Source organism: Paraburkholderia sp. BR14320, from assembly GCF_040948665.1.
In the GTDB taxonomy this organism is placed as follows: domain Bacteria; phylum Pseudomonadota; class Gammaproteobacteria; order Burkholderiales; family Burkholderiaceae; genus Paraburkholderia; species Paraburkholderia youngii.
The window spans coordinates 1-15,901 of the sequence record NZ_JBFPKG010000055.1; the positions used below are offsets into that span (position 1 = coordinate 1).

16 protein-coding genes and 1 pseudogene are annotated in these 15,901 nt (G+C 66.7%); 6 read left to right on the forward strand and 11 right to left on the reverse strand.

The genetic code is table 11. The features are described 5' to 3' along the window. Together AB3X89_RS32710 and AB3X89_RS32715 are read left to right on the forward strand one after the other, a co-directional pair. Positions 1 to 149, forward strand: a pseudogene (locus AB3X89_RS32710) (cytosine deaminase); the annotation flags it as partial. A 62-nt stretch (positions 150 to 211) separates the two neighbouring features. Further along, the gene (locus AB3X89_RS32715; RefSeq protein ID WP_368586958.1) at positions 212 to 1,141 is read left to right on the forward strand and encodes a LysR family transcriptional regulator; all 930 of its coding nucleotides are present in this window, start codon (positions 212 to 214) and stop codon (positions 1,139 to 1,141) included. An 18-nt stretch (positions 1,142 to 1,159) separates the two neighbouring features. On the opposite strand, the gene phnX is transcribed toward AB3X89_RS32715, so the two are convergent. Further along, positions 1,160 to 1,963, reverse strand: a complete 804-nt coding sequence (phnX, locus tag AB3X89_RS32720; RefSeq protein ID WP_368586959.1) for a phosphonoacetaldehyde hydrolase — start codon at positions 1,961 to 1,963, stop codon at positions 1,160 to 1,162. Positions 1,964 to 2,011: 48 nt separating this feature from the next. Beyond that, positions 2,012 to 3,265, reverse strand: coding sequence for a 2-aminoethylphosphonate--pyruvate transaminase (locus tag AB3X89_RS32725; RefSeq protein WP_368586960.1), 1,254 nt, complete (start codon positions 3,263 to 3,265; stop codon positions 2,012 to 2,014). Positions 3,266 to 3,379: 114 nt separating this feature from the next. Here AB3X89_RS32725 and AB3X89_RS32730 point away from each other — a divergent pair, with 114 nt between their 5' ends. Next, positions 3,380 to 4,279, forward strand: a complete 900-nt coding sequence (locus AB3X89_RS32730) for a LysR substrate-binding domain-containing protein (RefSeq protein WP_368586998.1) — start codon at positions 3,380 to 3,382, stop codon at positions 4,277 to 4,279. Between the two features lie 114 nt (positions 4,280 to 4,393). Here the strand turns inward: AB3X89_RS32730 and AB3X89_RS32735 are convergent, their stop codons facing one another. Continuing rightward, positions 4,394 to 5,140, reverse strand: a complete 747-nt coding sequence (locus AB3X89_RS32735) for a glucose 1-dehydrogenase (protein ID WP_368586961.1) — start codon at positions 5,138 to 5,140, stop codon at positions 4,394 to 4,396. A gap of 710 nt (positions 5,141 to 5,850) precedes the next feature. On the opposite strand from AB3X89_RS32735, the gene AB3X89_RS32740 reads away from it, so the two are divergent. Both AB3X89_RS32740 and AB3X89_RS32745 read left to right on the forward strand, forming a co-directional pair. Then, the gene (locus AB3X89_RS32740) at positions 5,851 to 6,111 is read left to right on the forward strand and encodes a LysR substrate-binding domain-containing protein (protein WP_368586962.1); all 261 of its coding nucleotides are present in this window, start codon (positions 5,851 to 5,853) and stop codon (positions 6,109 to 6,111) included. Between the two features lie 130 nt (positions 6,112 to 6,241). After that, positions 6,242 to 7,129 carry a LysR family transcriptional regulator gene (locus tag AB3X89_RS32745; RefSeq protein ID WP_013089555.1) on the forward strand — a complete coding sequence of 296 codons (888 nt, stop codon included), beginning with the start codon at positions 6,242 to 6,244 and terminating at the stop codon, positions 7,127 to 7,129. 35 nt (positions 7,130 to 7,164) lie between these two features. On the opposite strand, the gene AB3X89_RS32750 is transcribed toward AB3X89_RS32745, so the two are convergent. The 3 genes from AB3X89_RS32750 to AB3X89_RS32760 form a co-directional block, all read right to left on the reverse strand. Continuing rightward, on the reverse strand, positions 7,165 to 7,536 hold the full coding sequence (locus tag AB3X89_RS32750) for a copper resistance protein CopC (RefSeq protein WP_368586963.1): 372 nt from the start codon (positions 7,534 to 7,536) through the stop codon (positions 7,165 to 7,167). Positions 7,537 to 7,555: 19 nt separating this feature from the next. After that, positions 7,556 to 8,488, reverse strand: a complete 933-nt coding sequence (locus AB3X89_RS32755) for a hypothetical protein (RefSeq protein ID WP_368586964.1) — start codon at positions 8,486 to 8,488, stop codon at positions 7,556 to 7,558. A gap of 108 nt (positions 8,489 to 8,596) precedes the next feature. After that, positions 8,597 to 9,064 carry a DUF2946 domain-containing protein gene (locus AB3X89_RS32760; protein ID WP_368586965.1) on the reverse strand — a complete coding sequence of 156 codons (468 nt, stop codon included), beginning with the start codon at positions 9,062 to 9,064 and terminating at the stop codon, positions 8,597 to 8,599. Between the two features lie 207 nt (positions 9,065 to 9,271). Between AB3X89_RS32760 and AB3X89_RS32765 the strand changes: the two genes are divergently transcribed. Continuing rightward, complete coding sequence (locus AB3X89_RS32765; protein WP_368586966.1) at positions 9,272 to 10,621, forward strand: TAXI family TRAP transporter solute-binding subunit; 1,350 nt, start codon at positions 9,272 to 9,274, stop codon at positions 10,619 to 10,621. 27 nt (positions 10,622 to 10,648) lie between these two features. Here the strand turns inward: AB3X89_RS32765 and AB3X89_RS32770 are convergent, their stop codons facing one another. The 5 genes from AB3X89_RS32770 to hpnI form a co-directional block, all read right to left on the reverse strand. Next, positions 10,649 to 11,563, reverse strand: a complete 915-nt coding sequence (locus AB3X89_RS32770) for a ProQ/FINO family protein (RefSeq protein ID WP_368586967.1) — start codon at positions 11,561 to 11,563, stop codon at positions 10,649 to 10,651. Between the two features lie 91 nt (positions 11,564 to 11,654). Further along, entirely contained in the window at positions 11,655 to 13,019 is a 1,365-nt protein-coding gene (locus AB3X89_RS32775; RefSeq protein WP_368586968.1) for an ATP-binding protein, read from the reverse strand. Then, positions 13,016 to 13,678: a response regulator gene (locus tag AB3X89_RS32780; RefSeq protein WP_368586969.1), complete on the reverse strand. Its 663-nt coding sequence runs from the start codon at positions 13,676 to 13,678 to the stop codon at positions 13,016 to 13,018. The genes AB3X89_RS32775 and AB3X89_RS32780 overlap by 4 nt, the downstream gene beginning before the upstream one ends. A 127-nt stretch (positions 13,679 to 13,805) precedes the next feature. Next, positions 13,806 to 14,636, reverse strand: a complete 831-nt coding sequence (hpnK, locus tag AB3X89_RS32785) for a hopanoid biosynthesis-associated protein HpnK (protein ID WP_368586970.1) — start codon at positions 14,634 to 14,636, stop codon at positions 13,806 to 13,808. Next, complete coding sequence (hpnI, locus tag AB3X89_RS32790; protein WP_368586971.1) at positions 14,636 to 15,901, reverse strand: bacteriohopanetetrol glucosamine biosynthesis glycosyltransferase HpnI; 1,266 nt, start codon at positions 15,899 to 15,901, stop codon at positions 14,636 to 14,638. Before hpnI ends, hpnK begins: the two co-directional genes overlap by 1 nt.

Below are 15,901 nucleotides of genomic sequence, written 5' to 3' on the forward strand. Positions count from 1 at the left end.
CTTACGGTTTGCAGCCGGGCGCGCGCGCCGATCTCGTGCTGGTCGACGCCGACACGCTCGCGCAGGCGCTCGGCGCGCGGCCGGTGCGCAAGCTGGTGGTCGCCAACGGCCGCATCGTCGCGCGCGATGGCGCGCTGGTCGCGCGCTAGTTCAGGATGGGCGCGAACGCGGCCCCGCCGTGCGCAACAACAAAGACGTTTCTTGCACTCAGATGATCAATCTTTTTCAGGCCATGCAGGCCTTCGTCAAGGTCGCCGATGTCGGCAGCTTCGCGCAGGCCGCCGCGCAACTGAACGTGTCGACGTCGGTCGTCACGCGCCATGTGTCGAGCCTCGAACAGCATCTCGGCATTCGGCTGTTTCAACGCACCACGCGCAAGGTCGTGCTCACCGAGGCCGGGGCGCAATACGCGGACGGTTGCCGCGTGCTGCTGGCGGAACTGGAGGAAGTGGAATCGCGCGCGACCACGGCGTCGCGCGAAGTGGCCGGCGACCTGCGCATCGTCGCGCTCGGCAGTTTTTCGCTGTTCCGGCTGACGCCGCTGTTCGCCGAATATCAGGCGCGCTTTCCGCAGGTGAACCTGCGCGTCACGCTGACGGAAAAGCGCGTCGATCTGCTCGAAGGCGGCTTCGATGTCGGCATCGTGACCGAGCATATGATCCGCTCGGAGTCGCTGGTGGTACGGCGTCTGATCAACTCGCACGCGGTGCCGGTGGCCGCGGCCGCGTATCTGGCGCAGGCCGGTCGTCCGCAAACGCCGGCCGAGCTGGGGAGGCATCGGCTGATCGCCGCGCCGTTCGACACGACCGGCACGATGTGGATTTTCCGCAAGGATGACGGCGACGCCGAAAGCGCGAGCGGGGGCGGCGACGACAGTGGCGAGAGCATCGCGATCGATGCGTCGTTCACGGTCAACAGCATGATCATGCAAAAGCAGGCCGCGCTCGGCGCGATGGGCATCGCGCTGCTGCCGCTCGAAATGGTCGAGGACGAATTGCGCGCCGGCACGCTGGTACGCGTGCTCGACGGCTATGCGGTGCTCAATGGCGACGTGGCCGTGTCGCTGGTGTACCCGAGCCGCGAGTTCGTGCCGCGCAAGGTGCGCGAGTTCATCGATCTCGCGGTCGGCTTCTTCAAGTGACGTTATCGGGTTGACGCTTCAAGGCCGCTCGCCGCGCGCGAGCCGCGCGTCGATGTCGTAGACGACCGGCATCAGATCCGCGACGCTGTCGATCACGTAATGCGCGCCCGCCGCCTTCAACCTATCGATCGCGGCGGTGCGGCGCGCGGCGAATTCGTCGGCCGGCAGCGCCTTCACCTCGGCCTCGCTCATGCCGAACGCGTTGCCGCTCACCGCGACGCCGACCGCCCACGTGCCGCCGTTGATGCCCTCTTCGATGCCGACCTCGGTGTCGTCGACCTTGATCGCCTCTTTCGCGCGCCATACGCCGAGTTGCGGCAGCGTCCGGTAGATCATGTATGGCGACGGCCGCCCTTCCGGCGTATCGCCGGTGCAGACGATGCTGTCCGGCGAGAAGCCCTGCGCGGCCGCGCCCGGCACGATTTCGTCGATGATCTCGCGGGTATAGCCGGTGGTCGTGCCGATGCGGATATCGTCGTGACGCAGTGCGCTCGCGACCTCGGCGACGCCAGGGATCACCGCGCTATAGCTCGCTGCGACCGCGATGTTCTTCGGCACGAACACGTCGTACACGGCGTCGATATCGGCGTCGGTCGGTGTATGGCCGTGACGCTCGGCCCAAGCCTGCGCGACGCGCGGCAGCGCCATCAGCGCCGCGATATGCGGCCGCTTCGCCATACCCATCGGGCCGCGTGCTTCGTCGATCGTGATCGGCACGCCGAACTGCTCGAAGGTCTCGACGAAGGCGCCCATCGGCGCGCGTGAACCGTAGTCGACCACCGTGCCGGCCCAATCGAAAATCACTGCCTTCACGTATTTCATCTGCTTGAATCCCCGGGAATCCTAAAATATGGGGTTTGCCGCCGCGGCTCAGGCCGCCTGCGCGAGCGCCTTGCGTTCGTCGAGCGCGGCGGGCGGCGGCGCCGCATGCGTGACGCCCATCATGCGCAGCGCTTGCGCGCAGGCTTCGACCACGCGACGCATCACGTGCTCGTCGACCAGACCGATGCAGCCGATGCGGAAACTGTCGACCACCGTCAGCTTGCCTGGATAGATGATGAAGCCCTGCTCCTTCATCAGTTCATAGAAGCGCGCGAATTCGAACGACGGATGCGCGGGCGAGAAAAACGTCACGATGATCGGCGAGCGCCAGTGCGCGCTGAGCAATGGCTCGAAGCCGAGCTCGTACATACCGGCGACCAGCACGTCGCGATTGTTCGCATAGCGCGCGAGCCGCGCCGGCTGGCCGCCCTCGAGCCTGAAAAGCCGCAGCGCCTCGAGGAACGCGGCCACCGTATGCGTGGGTGGCGTGAAGCGCCACTGGCCGGTGCGATTCATCACGTCCCATTGATCGTAGAGATCGAGCGCGAGCGAATGGCTGCGGCCCTTCCCTTCGCAGAGCGCGCTCTTGCGCGCGATCACGAAGCCGAAACCCGGCACGCCCTCGATGCACTTGTTCGCCGACGACACGAACGCCTCGCACGCGATCTGCCGCACGTCGAGCGGCACCGCGCCGAAGGCGCTCATCGAATCGATCAGCAGCTTGCGGCCGTGCTTCGCGACCGCGGCGGCAATCTCTTCGAGCGGATTGAGGATGCCGGAGCTCGTTTCGCAATGGATCGCGACCACGTGCGTGATCGACGGATCGGCGGCCAGCATGCGCTCCACTTCGACACCGCGCGGCGGCAGGTAGTCGCCCTTGTCGAGCAGCGTGCAGGCGCGGCCGAGGTAGCCGAGCGTGGTCGCCGCGCGCTTGCCATAAGCGCCGTTCGCGAGCACGAGCGCATGGCCGTCGCGCGGAATCAGGCTGCCGAGCATCGCTTCGACGCAGTAGCTGCCGCTGCCCTGCAGCGGCACGCAGTCGTAGTCGCCGGCGGTGTCGCCGGCGATTTCGAGCAGGCTCGCGCGCAACTGAGCGGTCATCGCGCGGAAGTCGCCGTCCCATGAGCCCCAGTCGCGCAGCATCGCCTGTTTCGTCGAGAGTGCCGTGGTCAGCGGACCCGGTGTCAGCAGGTAAGGCTCGCCGCCAGCCGGGGCCGCACAGGATGTCGTGCCACCGGTGACCGATGTTGCCGCGGCCGCAACGCTCAATGCCGCCGCCGAGCCGCCGATCGCGCTTTCCATGTCGGGTACTCCGATATCGCTATGTCGATACCTCACACGATATCGAAACGCCGTGCATCGGTAAAATCGATATAATCGATGCAGGTATCGCAAAAACTTATCGGCGAGGCACACGTGCAGTACGCGCAATTGCGGGCGTTTCATGCGGTCGCTGAGCATGGCGGCTTTTCGAAAGCGGCACAGGCGTTGTCGTTGACGCAGCCGGCCGTGTCGGATCATGTGCGGCGGCTCGAACAGGATTACGGCGTCAAGCTGTTCGAGCGCGGGCCGCGCGGCGTGGAGACGACCGAACTCGGGCTGCGCCTGTTCAGCGTGACGCGGCATATGCTCAGCTGCGAGCGCGACGCGCGCCAGCTGCTCGAATCGGCGGGCGGACTCGAGTCGGGTTCGCTATCGCTCGCGGCCGATGCGCCCGATCTCGCCGTCGCGCTGATCGGCGCGTTTCGCCAGCGGCATCCGGGCATCGTCGTCACGCTGTCGATCGCCAATGCGGCCGAGTGCATGCAGCGTGTGCTGTCGAGCGCGGTCGACGCGGCGATTACGGCCGCGCCGCAGGTGCATAGCCGTTTGCAATCGCGCGTGTTGCGGCGCAATCCGCTGGTCGCGATGGTGCCGGCCAGCTATCCGGCCGCGAAGAAGCGCCGCCTCAGTTACGCGGAGCTCGTCGAACAGCCAATGATCTTCCGCGAGCCGCAATCGGTCACCCAACAACTGCTCGAAATCGAGCTCGTGCGCGAGTCGTTGCAGGTCGAACCGGTCATGTACGTGGATGGCCGCGAGGCGCTCGAGGAAGCGGTCGCGCAGGGAATCGGGGTCGGCGTGATCGCGCGCGCCGAGTTCAACGAGTCGCGGCGCATCCGGATGGTGCCGCTGGTCGACTGCCGCGTGCAGATGATCGAATCGCTGACGCGGCTCGCCGAGCGGCCGGGTTCGAATCTGCTCGACGCGTTTTTCGCGGTGGAATTGCCGGGAGCGGAAACCGAGTTCTCGGTCGGCGAGGTTCAACGCGCGTAGCTCGCGCGCCGTCGCTGCAACGAGCGGCGCGGCCGTCGTGCTACCGGCCGCGCCATCCGTTATCGCGCTCAATTTGAAAAGCGGGTTGCCAGAAGCGTTGGCAACCCGTCGGACTCAGCGCGAGCCGCCGCTCGCGATCAGGCTCTCGCCCGTCAACCAGCGCGAGTCGTCCGAAGCCAGGAACGTGACGACATCGGCGATATCGTCGGGCTGGCCGATACGGCCGAGCGGCGTCGTGCTGATCGCCCACGTTTCGAAGTCCGAGCCGATCACCCCGGCGGTGTGCGTACCTTCGGTCTCGACCATGCCCGGATTCACCGAATTCACGCGGATCTTGCGCGGACCGAGTTCCTTCGCGAGCACGCCGGTGATCGCATCGACCGCGCCCTTGGTCCCCGAATAGACCGCGGTGGTCGCCGGTGTGATGCGGGTCACGACCGAGCTCACGTTGACGATGCTGCCGCCTTCGCCCAGATGTTTGGCCGCCGCCTGCGTCACCAGCAGCAGACCCAGCACGTTCACATCGAAGTGCTTATGAAAATGCGCTTCGGTGATTTCTTCGAGCGTCGCGAATTCATAGACCCCCGAGTTGTTGACGAGAACGTCGAGCCGGCCATAGGTTTCGATCGCCGTATCGATGATGCCCTTCGCGTCCGCGGCCTTCGACACGTCGCCGCCAACCGCGACCGCCTTGCCGCCCGCCGCGGTGATATCGGCGACGACCTTGTCGGCGCCCGCGCGGCTCGACGCATAGTTCACCACGACCGACGCGCCTTGCGCCGCCAATGCCTTCGCGATCGCCGCACCGATGCCTTTCGATGCACCCGTTACAACCGCTACCTTGCCTGTGAGCTTGCTCATCATCGTGTCCTTTCAATGGTTCGCGCCGGCATGCCTCGCGAGAAGTCGCGAGGTCCACGCCGCTAAAAGCTGGAATGCAGTGGCGCTGTCACAAGTCGTAAATTTAGGCATCGCGCGAGATCGGATAAAGCGGCTCGAGGCGAATTGACACGCCGCTTCCGACGAACAATCGATTCGAAGCGGATTCGGTTGAATCTGTTTACGGGGGGCTTACGAAGATTTCGGGCGATACGCGATTTATTCGCTGCGCCTTTATTTCAATGCTTGCGCAGCAGCGCGATCTGCGCCGCCACGCTCGCAAGCACCGCGAGCGCACCGAGCGTATCGAGAATAATGGGCCACATGATCCCCCTCCTCCGCTATCCGCTGCCCTGACGTCATAAACGAACGCGCGCGCCGTTGATTGAACGGCGACGCCAGGCGGACAGATAAAGAACCCGCGCCGAAAAGTCCTCGAGCCCCTACAGATAGAGTACTGCCGGCACGACGAACACGCCTGTGCCGCGCGGCACCGGCAGGCGCAACGGCGCGCATAACGGTAGGACGAACGAAGAGATCATCGGCGCCGCATCCATTGAAACGATGCCGGCAATTTTGCTGCGTCGTCCCAGCCTTCACAATACGCAAGATACGTAGCGTGACTTAGTCTCAGCCTAAGGCACAATGTCCGACGAACCTGCCTTGACGACCTCACTCGACACCGACTCCTGATGCGCTTCGACCTGATCGATCTACGGCGTCGTCGCGGCTCGTCACGAGCACGAGCTTGTCGATCGCGCATGGTCGAACAGGGCGCGGGCATCGGCATCGTGCCGGCCACCGCGGCGAGGCGCTATCGCGGCACGCCGCGTCTGCGCACGATCGAGCTCAGAGATCCATGGGCGACACGGCGCCTGCTGATCTGCATGCGCGAGCTGAATGCGTTGCCGCGCGCGGAAAAGGCGCTCGTGCGCCATCTGGCCGGAATCTGACGGTGCTGTTGCTATCATTCGTTGCCTTCGCGGAGCGCTCCTGCGGGAGCACAGAGCAGTAAACGGACACTCAGCCCGCGGCATTCCAACACCAATCCGATCGCCGACGCATCACACCTCTGAGGCATGCATGGAATTTCGCCAACTTCGCTACTTCATCGCGGTCGCCGAGGAGATGAACATCACGCGGGCGGCCAATCGTCTGCATATGACGCAGCCGCCGCTGTCGCGGCAGATCCAGCAGATCGAGGAAGACGTCGGCCTGCCGCTGTTCGAGCGAGGCTCGCGGCCGTTGCGGCTCACCGAAGCCGGCCGCATTTTCTACACCCAGGCGAAACGTCTGATCGATGAGGCCGACGAGCTCGCGCCGCTCACGCGCCGGCTCGCGCAACTCGCGGAGCGCATCGTGATTGGCTTCGTGCCGTCTACGCTATATGGCGCGCTGCCCGCGGTCATCCGCTCGTTTCGCGAGGCCGCGCCGCATATCGAGCTATCGCTGATAGAGATGTTCACGATCGAGCAGTTGGCCGCGCTCAAAGGCGGCCGCATCGACGTCGGCTTCGGCCGGCTGCGCTTCGACGATGCGCAACTCGCGCGCGAAGTGCTGGTCGAGGAACGGATGATCGCCGCGTTGCCGCAGGACCATCCGCTCGCGCGGCAGAAGAAGCCGCTGACGCTCGCCGCGCTCGCCGAGGAAACGCTGATCGTCTATCCGAGCACGCCGCGGCCGAGCTATGCGGACCAGCAGATCTCGGCGATGCACGATCAGGCGCTGGAGCCGAAGGCGATTCACGAAGTACGCGAGTTGCAAACCGCGCTCGGTCTGGTCGCCGCGCAGGTCGGCGTATGTCTGGTGCCGGAAAGCGTCGAGGGCTTGCGCGCGCATGGCGTCGCGTACCGGCCGATTCCGTCGGCAAGCGCCGCGTCGCCGATCATCATGAGCCGGCGCCTGCAGGACGAATCGCCCGCGACGATGCTGATGTGCTCGCTCGCGCGGCAGTTGTTCAAGCGGGTTTGAGCGCCGCTTGCGCGAGCACGGCGCATCGTGCCGCCCTACTTCACATCGAAGCCATAGTCCCCATGCGTTCGATGCCCGTCCGGCGCCACCGCGATCCAATGCACGGTGTAGTGTCCGGCCGCGAGCGTCGGCAGCGGCAGCGTCATCACCGCGGGCTGCTGCGCATCCACCGATGACTTCCGTGTGCCGACCTGCTTGCCGCTCGCATCGGTCACGCTCAGCGAGCTGAACGCCGGTTCGAGCGGCCCGTCGAAGGTCAACTTGACCTGCGCGGGCGCGGCCACCGATGCGCCCGCGCCCGGCTCCTGCTTTTGCGGAAACACATGCGCGAGCGCCGCGCTCGCGAGCGTCAAGCCGGCGATCAGTGCCGCCACGCGCATCGCGTGATATTCGAAGCTGTTCATCATCGTTTTTCTCCTGTGCTGCTCATGGAAACAGTGGCTTGCCGAGCGTAGTCGGCGCAATGTCGTCGAAGAACAGATGCGCCTGCACCAGAATGCCGACGTGCGAGCCGCTCGCGTGGTTGATCGGAATCTGCGCCTCGACGCCGAACTGTCCATAGCGATTGATCCAGATAAAACCCGGATTGACCGTGCCGGTCGTCTGCCCCTGGCTGCGCGACAGTGGAATCTCGACGAGCGGGATCAGGTTCGCGAACGGCTGCGGCAGACCCGCGTCGTGCACGTGCTGCTGCAGATACGGCAGGCTGTACTGGACGGTGAAGCCGTAGTTGAACGCGTTCGGCTGACCCGCGCCGGTGGTGAGCGCGGGGGCCGCCTCGGCCGTGATCGCGACCGGGCGCAGATACGCGAGCGAATCTGGCAGATCGCCCATGCCCTTGCCGATGTAGACGGTCGGCGAGATCGTCGAGAAGTTGTCGGCGATCGCTCGGCTGCCGGTGCCGCCGAGCTCCGCTGTGACGCCGATCGACGTCATCAGTTCGTGCGGCTCGTTCACGTACAGCAGGTACTTGAGGCCGACGCCGAAGTTGTTGAAGCCGGCCGCGCGCGGGTTGTTCTGCATCACGTACGCGCCGTCGATCGACACCGCCAGGCGCGGCGTGATCAGCTTGTCGTATTCGAAGCTGAACGTGTTGATGCTCTGGTCGCCGTTGTCGCCGGGCACGCGCTGATGGCCGTACTCGAAATTGGCTTCGTCGCCGACGCCGGGGTCGTCGACCGCGAGCGTCGACGGGAAGACGCGGTTGCCGGCGATCGCGTGCGCCTGCGCGATGGACGGCGCGGTGATCAGGCCTACGACGCCGCACGCGGCGTAAGCGGTGTAGGCGGCATAGGTGGCAGCCGCGATGAGCGGCGCCGCGTGCGGCGGACGGCCGTCGCGCGTTGCTGATGTGTGCATGAGTGCATCCTGTCTGATCGGTGATGACGAGGCCGGCGCGCGCCGTCGGACGGACGCGCGCGAGCAAGCGCGATGCACGTCGGCGCATCGCGTCGTAAGGGATTCGGATCAGGAAGCGGAAGGTGGTGCGCGGGGCTGCGCGAAGGTCAGCGGTTCGACACGGCGCACGCTGTCAAAGCGCGTCGCGGCCGTATGCTGGCGCGCGCGCACTGCGGCGACGAACAGCATGCCGACGCTCGGCATCAACGGAAGATGCGCGAGCAGGCTGCAATAGCCGCAGGCATCGCCGGACATCTGCGCGTGCTTGTCCGTGGGATTACCGGCGTCGGCGCTGTCGTCGGCATTGTCGGGCGGGTTGGCGGTGGTCTGGGTGGCCTCGGGCGTGCCGTCCTGCATGCGCATGCCCGGCATCGACGCCATGTCGCCCATCGACGCCATCCGGCAATGCTCGCCCGTCATCGCGTCGGCGTGGCGGTGGGCGGCTAGCGTCTGCGAGATCGTCGGCGCGAGCGTCGTCAGCAGGATCGCGAGCAATCCCAGCCAGCTGCCGATCTTCCGATGCCGACGATTCAACATGCGCCCTGCGCCACGCCGCGAGTTGTGTTGTCCACTACTGCCAGACCGCGATTTGCGGCAAATTATGCCATGTACGTCATTATTCTTCGGCCGCGGCCGGCGGGCTCCGTCGAGCGCCGCGCGCCCGGTCAATAGAACGAACCGTCACGGCAAAGCCGCCCCGCACGGGCGACAATGCCTGCTCCCGGCTTCAGGCACGGAGTCTTCATGAAAGCGCACCGTCCGCGTCCTCCGCACTTTCCCGCCGAACTGACGCGCGCGGAATGGCGCGAGCACCTGCTGCCCTACTTCATCACGGCGCTGCTGGTCGCATTCGCGATCGTGCTGATCGTATGGATCGCCAATCCGGCGCCGCCGCGCACGATCACGATCAGCGCCGGTCCGCGCGACAGCTCGTTCGTCGTCACCGCGAACCAGTACCGCAAGATCCTCGCGCGCAACGGCATCCGCCTGAACGTGCTCGAATCCGATGGTTCCGTGCAGAACCTGCAGCGGCTGCTGGATCCGAAGCAGCACGTCGATATCGCGTTCGTGCAAGGCGGAGTGGCCCAAGGGCTGGATACGTCGTCGCTGGTGTCGCTCGGCAGCGTGTTCTATGTGCCGATCGTCGTGTTCTATCGTGGCGCGGCGCTCACGCAACTGGCGCAGCTCGAAGGCAAGCGGATCGCGATTGGCCGCGAAGGCAGCGGCACGCGGCTGCTCGCGCTGCAACTGCTCGCGGCGAACGGCATCGAGCCCGGCGGCGCGACGACGCTGGTGCCGAGCGACGGCCTGCAGGCCGCCACTCAGCTGGTCTCCGGCGAGGTCGACGCGGCGCTGCTGAGCGGCGATTCGGCAACGCGCGGCCTGATGCTGCGACTGTTGCGCGTACCCGGCATTTCGGTGATGAATTTCGACGAAGCCAGCGCCTATACGCGCGTGTTTCCGTTTCTCGACCAGATCGACCTGCCGCCCGGCGTGCTCGATCTGAAGCGGCGCATTCCGCCCGAGACCGTCCACCTGATCAGCCCGACGGTCGAACTCGTCGCGCGCAGCACGCTGCATCCGGCGATTTCGGATCTGCTGATCGAAGCGGCGCAGGAAGTGCATGGCGCCGCGGGCCTGTTGCAGCACGCCGGCCAGTTCCCGACGCCGGTCGAGCACGAATACCGGATCAGCGAAGATGCGCAGCGCTATTACCGGACCGGCAAGGGCTTTTTGTATCGGACGCTGCCATTCTGGCTCGCGAGCATCGGCGATCGCACGCTGGTCCTTTTGTTGCCGGTCGCCGTGCTGCTGCTGCCCGCGATGCGGGTGATTCCGGCGCTGTACCGGTGGCGGGTGCGCTCACGCATCTATCGCTATTACGGTTCGCTGATCGCGATCGAGCGGCACGCGCTCGCCGGCGCAACCGACGAGGAGCGCACACAGCTACTGGGGCAACTGGACGAGATCGAGGCGGCGCTGAACCACCTGCGCATGCCGCTAGCGTATGCGGATGCGTTTTATGTGCTGCGGGAGCATGTGGGATTCGTGCGCAGCCGGCTGACGGCTGCGCCACCCGTCATGGCCTCGTGAGCGAGGCCGCGACGGGCGATGCCAGAGTTAGGCCTGGGAGGGAGTGGAAGCTTGGGATTCGGATTGTGCGCTGGTTTGCGTCGGGGTGTCCGCGCTGCCGGCGGCATTCGCCGCTACGGCTTCCGGTGCTGCGGCAGCGGCATCCGCTTGCGGAACCGCCTGTTGCGCGACTGGCGCTACCGCTGCTTCGGCCTGCGGCTCGTCGGCGGTCGCCGTCTCGGACGGTGACGATGGACCGGCACCCGTCTGTGCATTCGCGCTTGCCGTCGCCGCGGCGGCCTTCTGCGCGCCCTTCGCCGCGCGATGCGCGAGCAGGCGCTGCGCACCGGCCGCTTCTTGCGCCGTCACCTTGCCGGCTTCGACACCCGCCAGATCGACGCGCGCGGCGCCTTCGACGAGGCTCTTCCAGTAGCGCCCGCCACGGCACCACGTCTTGATCGCGTCGCGCAGTTCGGCTTCGGTCAGCGACAGCTCCTTCGCGTGCTCGACGAGGTCTTCGAAAACGCCGATCTTCAGCGGCAGCTTCGGTGCCGGATTCTTCGGGAAAGCGATCGGGAAGCGCTTTTGCAGACGACCGATCGAGCGCACCACCGGGTCCACCGGCTTGGCGTCCGCCGCCGCAGTCCTGGCGGGCCCGGCGCCCTCGGGTGCGGCGTGATGGGCGGGCTGCGGGCGGCCGGGTCGCGTGCCCGGCTTGCCGTCCGGCCGACCACCGGCCTTCGCGGCCGGCTTCCCACCGGGCCGGCCACCAGGTTTCGTGCCCGGATTGGCGCCACGCTCGGCGTTAGATCCAGGATGTGCCCCAGGATTTGAAGCGGGCTTGCCGGCGGACTTCGAAGCGGGGCGCGCAGCCGATTTGCGATCGGGCTTGCCGGCGCCCTCGGCGGCGGCTCGCGCCGCGGCCAGTTGCTTCTTCAGTTCAGCGAGTTGTTCGAAACCCATAGTGCACAACCAATCTGTCGATCTGTAAAAATGAGATTGTAGCAGCGTGCGCCTATATGCTTGTGACAACCGCTAGCCGCAATGACGATCGTTAATTCGCGGCCGTGACGGGCGCATCGGCGGCGGGCGCGTGCAGCCCGGTGACCGACACCCGCAAGCCCGGCGCGCCGACGTTGTTGCGCAGCGACAACCCTAGCTGATGCCGCTCGGCGATCCGCGCGACGATCGCGAGACCGAGCCCGCTGCCCTCGCCCTTCGACTCCTCGCCGCGATAGAAACGGTCGAACACGCGTTCGAGCTCCGCCTCCGGAATTCCTGAGCCGCTGTCGACGACCTCGAAGCCAACCTGCTCGCCCGTGCGCCGCAGCACCACGTCGACACGGCCGCCCCGCGGCGTATGACGAATCGCGTTGTTGATCAGATTCCCCAACAACACGCTGATACTGTGCGGCTCGGCGAGCACGGTGTAGGCGTCGTTCGGCGTGCGCGCCTGTTCGCATTCGAGGCCGAGATCGATCTCGCGCAGCTCCGCGAGCACCGAACAATCGCTGACTGCCTGCTCGCCGATGCGGCGCAAGCTCACCGGCACCGTCGACGTGACCGGCTGTGCATCTTCGCGCGCGAGCGTCAGTAGTTGCTGCACGAGGTGGATGATCCGGTTCACCCGATTTTCGACACGCTCGAGCGTCTGCCCCTCGCCCTTCAGCGAGCCATCGCGCGACGCCGCCTGCAGTTGCAGCTTCAGCGCCGCGAGCGGCGAGCGCAGCTCGTGCGCGGCATCGGCGATGAACGTGCGCTGCGCCTGCGACGCCGTATGCAGCCGTTGCAGCAGATCGTTCAGCGCTTCGACGAGCGGCCGGATTTCGACCGGCACGTTGCCGTCGAGGCGCAGCGGTTCGAGCGAATCGATCGAACGCGTCGCGAGCGCGCGCGACAGCGCGCCGATCGGCGCGAGCCCGCGCGCCACTACCAGCAGCACGAGCGCGATCGTCACCGGCAGCAGCACGCCGAGCGGCCACAGCGTGTGCAGCGCGAGATGCAACGCGAGGTCCTCGCGCACCGAGACGGGCTGCGCGACCTGCACGTAGCGGTCTGGCTGCGCGACGCCGAAGATGCGCCAGTGGTACTCACCGCGCGGCACCGTGTGGAAGCCCGGCGCCAGACGCTCGAACATCGGCGCCTGCGCGGAGTGATAGATGAGCGTGCCGCTCTTGTCCCAGATCTCGATGACGATGCGGTCGTCGGCGAGATCGCCGAGGTCGGGGGGGCGACGCTCGCGCAGGCCCGCGCCGCTCAGCGACGACGGCAGCGACAGCGCGACGGTGCGCAGTTCGTAGTCGAACAGCTCGCTCGCCTCGCGCCGCGCGGTATGGAAGATCGCGAAAGCCGCGACCATCGACGCCGCCGCCATGCCGAAGATCAGCCAGCCGAGCAGCCAGCGGCGAATCGACCTCATCCGCACCTCTTCAGGCGGTAGCCGACCCCGCGCACGGTCACGATCTGGTCCGCGCCGATCTTGCGCCGCAGACTGTGCACATGCACTTCGATCGTGTTGCTGCCGACTTCCTCGCCCCAGCCGTATAGCTTTTCTTCGAGCTCGGCCTTCGTGAACACGCGGGTCGGCTCTTCGATCAGCGCCTGCAGCAGCGCGAATTCGCGCGGCACCAGCGCCAGCGGCACGCCTTCCTTGGTGACTTCATGCGCGGCGGGGTCGAGCGTCAGTTCGCCGTGGCTGTAGACCGGCTGCTTCTGGCCGGTGCGCCGACGCAGCAGCGCGCGAATGCGCGCGGCCAGTTCGTCGAGATCGAACGGCTTGATCAGGTAGTCGTCGGCGCCGGCGTCGAGACCGCGGATGCGTTCGTCGATCGCGTCGCGTGCGGTCAGGATGATGACCGGCGCCGCGCCGCCGTTGCGGCGATATGCGTTCAGCACGTCGATGCCGTCTTTTTTCGGCAGGCCGAGGTCGAGCAGCACGAGGTCGTACACGCCGTTATCGAGCGACAGTTCCGCCGCACGGCCGTCCTCGGCCCAGTCGATCGCGTAGCCGGCGCGGCGCATCGCGCCCAGCACCGATTCCGCGATCATGTCGTCGTCTTCGACCAGTAGCAGGCGCATGGCCTCTCCCCTCGTTCGTGCGGTTTTGGCCTCGGTATTATCGGCCGCGGCAGCTTAACGAACGCTTACGGGTTCTGGGGACGCGTCGAGCGGTTATCGGGCATTGTGCGTTTCGCGAAGCGCGACGTTACGCAAGCACATCCGCGAACCCGCCGACTCGCGCGCCGAGCGCGCGGATCGCGGCGGCCACCTTTGGCGACAACAGCGCCTGCAACTCGTCGGCATGCCGGTAGTCGTGCATGCCCTCGCTCAGCGCGTCGCCGGCCAGCGCCGGATGACAGTAGATTTCGCCGACGCCATGCGGCAGATTCGCGAGTGCGGCGAGCCAGGTCGCCTCGTCCATCCGTCCGCTCGCCGCGATGCCGACCACGTAGTCGTTGTGCGCGATCCCCGCGCGCTCGAGCCGCGTCTTCACGTGCTCGATCCACGGCCGCAGCCACAGCGGCGCGTTCGCTTCGAACGGCAGACGCATCGCCGTCATGCCGTAGTCGCGGCCGATGTCGAGGATCAGGCCGAGCACGGTCGGATGCAGATGAAAATGCTTGTGCGTGTTCACGTGGTCGAGCGTGAGGCCGGTCGCGGCGAAGGCTTCGAATTGCGCGCGGATTTCGTACGCGAGTTGCCGGCGCACGTGCGGCAGAAAGAAGAAGCGCACACCGTCGCGCACCATGTTGCTGCCGAAGCGGCCGTTCTCGTCGAGCAGCGCGGCGACCTGCTCGCGCGGCGCCAGCGCGGCGCCGTCGGCCAGCACCAGATGCAGGCCCACCCGTAGTTCCGGGAGCGTATGCGCGCGCGCGACCGCGTCTTTGACGGCCGGCGCGCCGACCATCAGACTCGTCGCGCGCAGCACGCCGTTGCGGTGCGCGCGCTCGACCGCGAGATTGACGCGCTGATGCAGGCCAAAATCGTCGGCGGTGATGATCAGTCCGCGCGGCTGGGCCGGCTTGCCGCGCGCCATCACGTGAGGCTGTCCAGCCGACCGCTGCGCTCGGCGGACGGCGTGCCGAGCTGCATGCGCTCGCCGCGCCACACGACGTGCGAACCGAACGCGCTGACGAGCCACTGGAGCGCGAGCAGCGTATCGCGCAACGGCACCAGCGGCAGATCGCGCCAGAACGTGCGCGCACGGCGCGCCGCACGCCAATGCAGCAGCAGGCGCGCGCCAACGCAAAGCGCGGTGGCCGACGCGCTCGCGACCACCGCCGCGAACGGCGCGTGAGCACACGATGCGAACGACACGGTCAGCCCGGCGCCCGTCAACATCCACGGCGTGGGGAAGGTGATCAGCAGCGACACGAAACCCGGCGGATTGACCGAGCGGATCGTGCGCAGCCAGCGCGTTTCGCGCTGCCACAGCGCCGCGAAGGTCGGCTCGATCACGTCGGTGGCGACCATCACGCGCGACAGCACCGTTTGCAGACCGAGTGCGCGCACGTGCTCGGCGAGCCAGTAGTCGTCGGCGAGGCAGTTTTTCAGCGCCTCGAAGCCGCCGATGCGCTCCAGCGTCGCGCGCCGCAACGCGAGGGTCGCGCCGAAACCGAAGCGGCGCGAGCCCATCGCGTGCGCGACTCGCACCGACGGCGCGAACCACTCGTTGATGAACAGCGCACCGACGCGCGGCCAGAAGCCGCCGACGCCGCGCGCGACGTACAGGCACGTAACCACGCCGACGCTCGGGTCCGCGAGCGGCGCGGCGACGCTGTCGAGATAGTCGGAGTCGACCGCGATGTCGCTGTCGGCGATCACGATCACGTCGTGGCGAGCACGTGCGGCCATGTTGATCAGGTTGCTGACTTTCAGATTGCTGCCGTGTACGCGCGTGTCGATAGCGAGCTCGATGTCGCACTTCGGATAGGCGGCCTGCAAACGGCGCACCACCGCGATGGCGGGATCGTGCGGCGACGAGACGCCGAGCACCAGCTGAAAATGCTGATGCCGCTGCTCGCAGAAGGTTCGCAGATTCTCGTACAGACGCGGCTCGGCGCCGCACAGCGGCTTCAGCACGCTGACACCGACCTGCGCGAACGGCCCGCAGGGGTCATCGGGTGAACCCATTAGCGAACGGCTGAGCGCGCGATTGACTGCCCTGCCGCCATGATGGTTCGATTTATGCCGCGCGGTGAAAAACGGCATGGCGAGCGCGGCGGCTACCGTGTAGATCGAAGCGCTAACGCAGCCGGCTAACAGAAGCCATTGACATGCAATCAACGCGTGGGCCGCCAT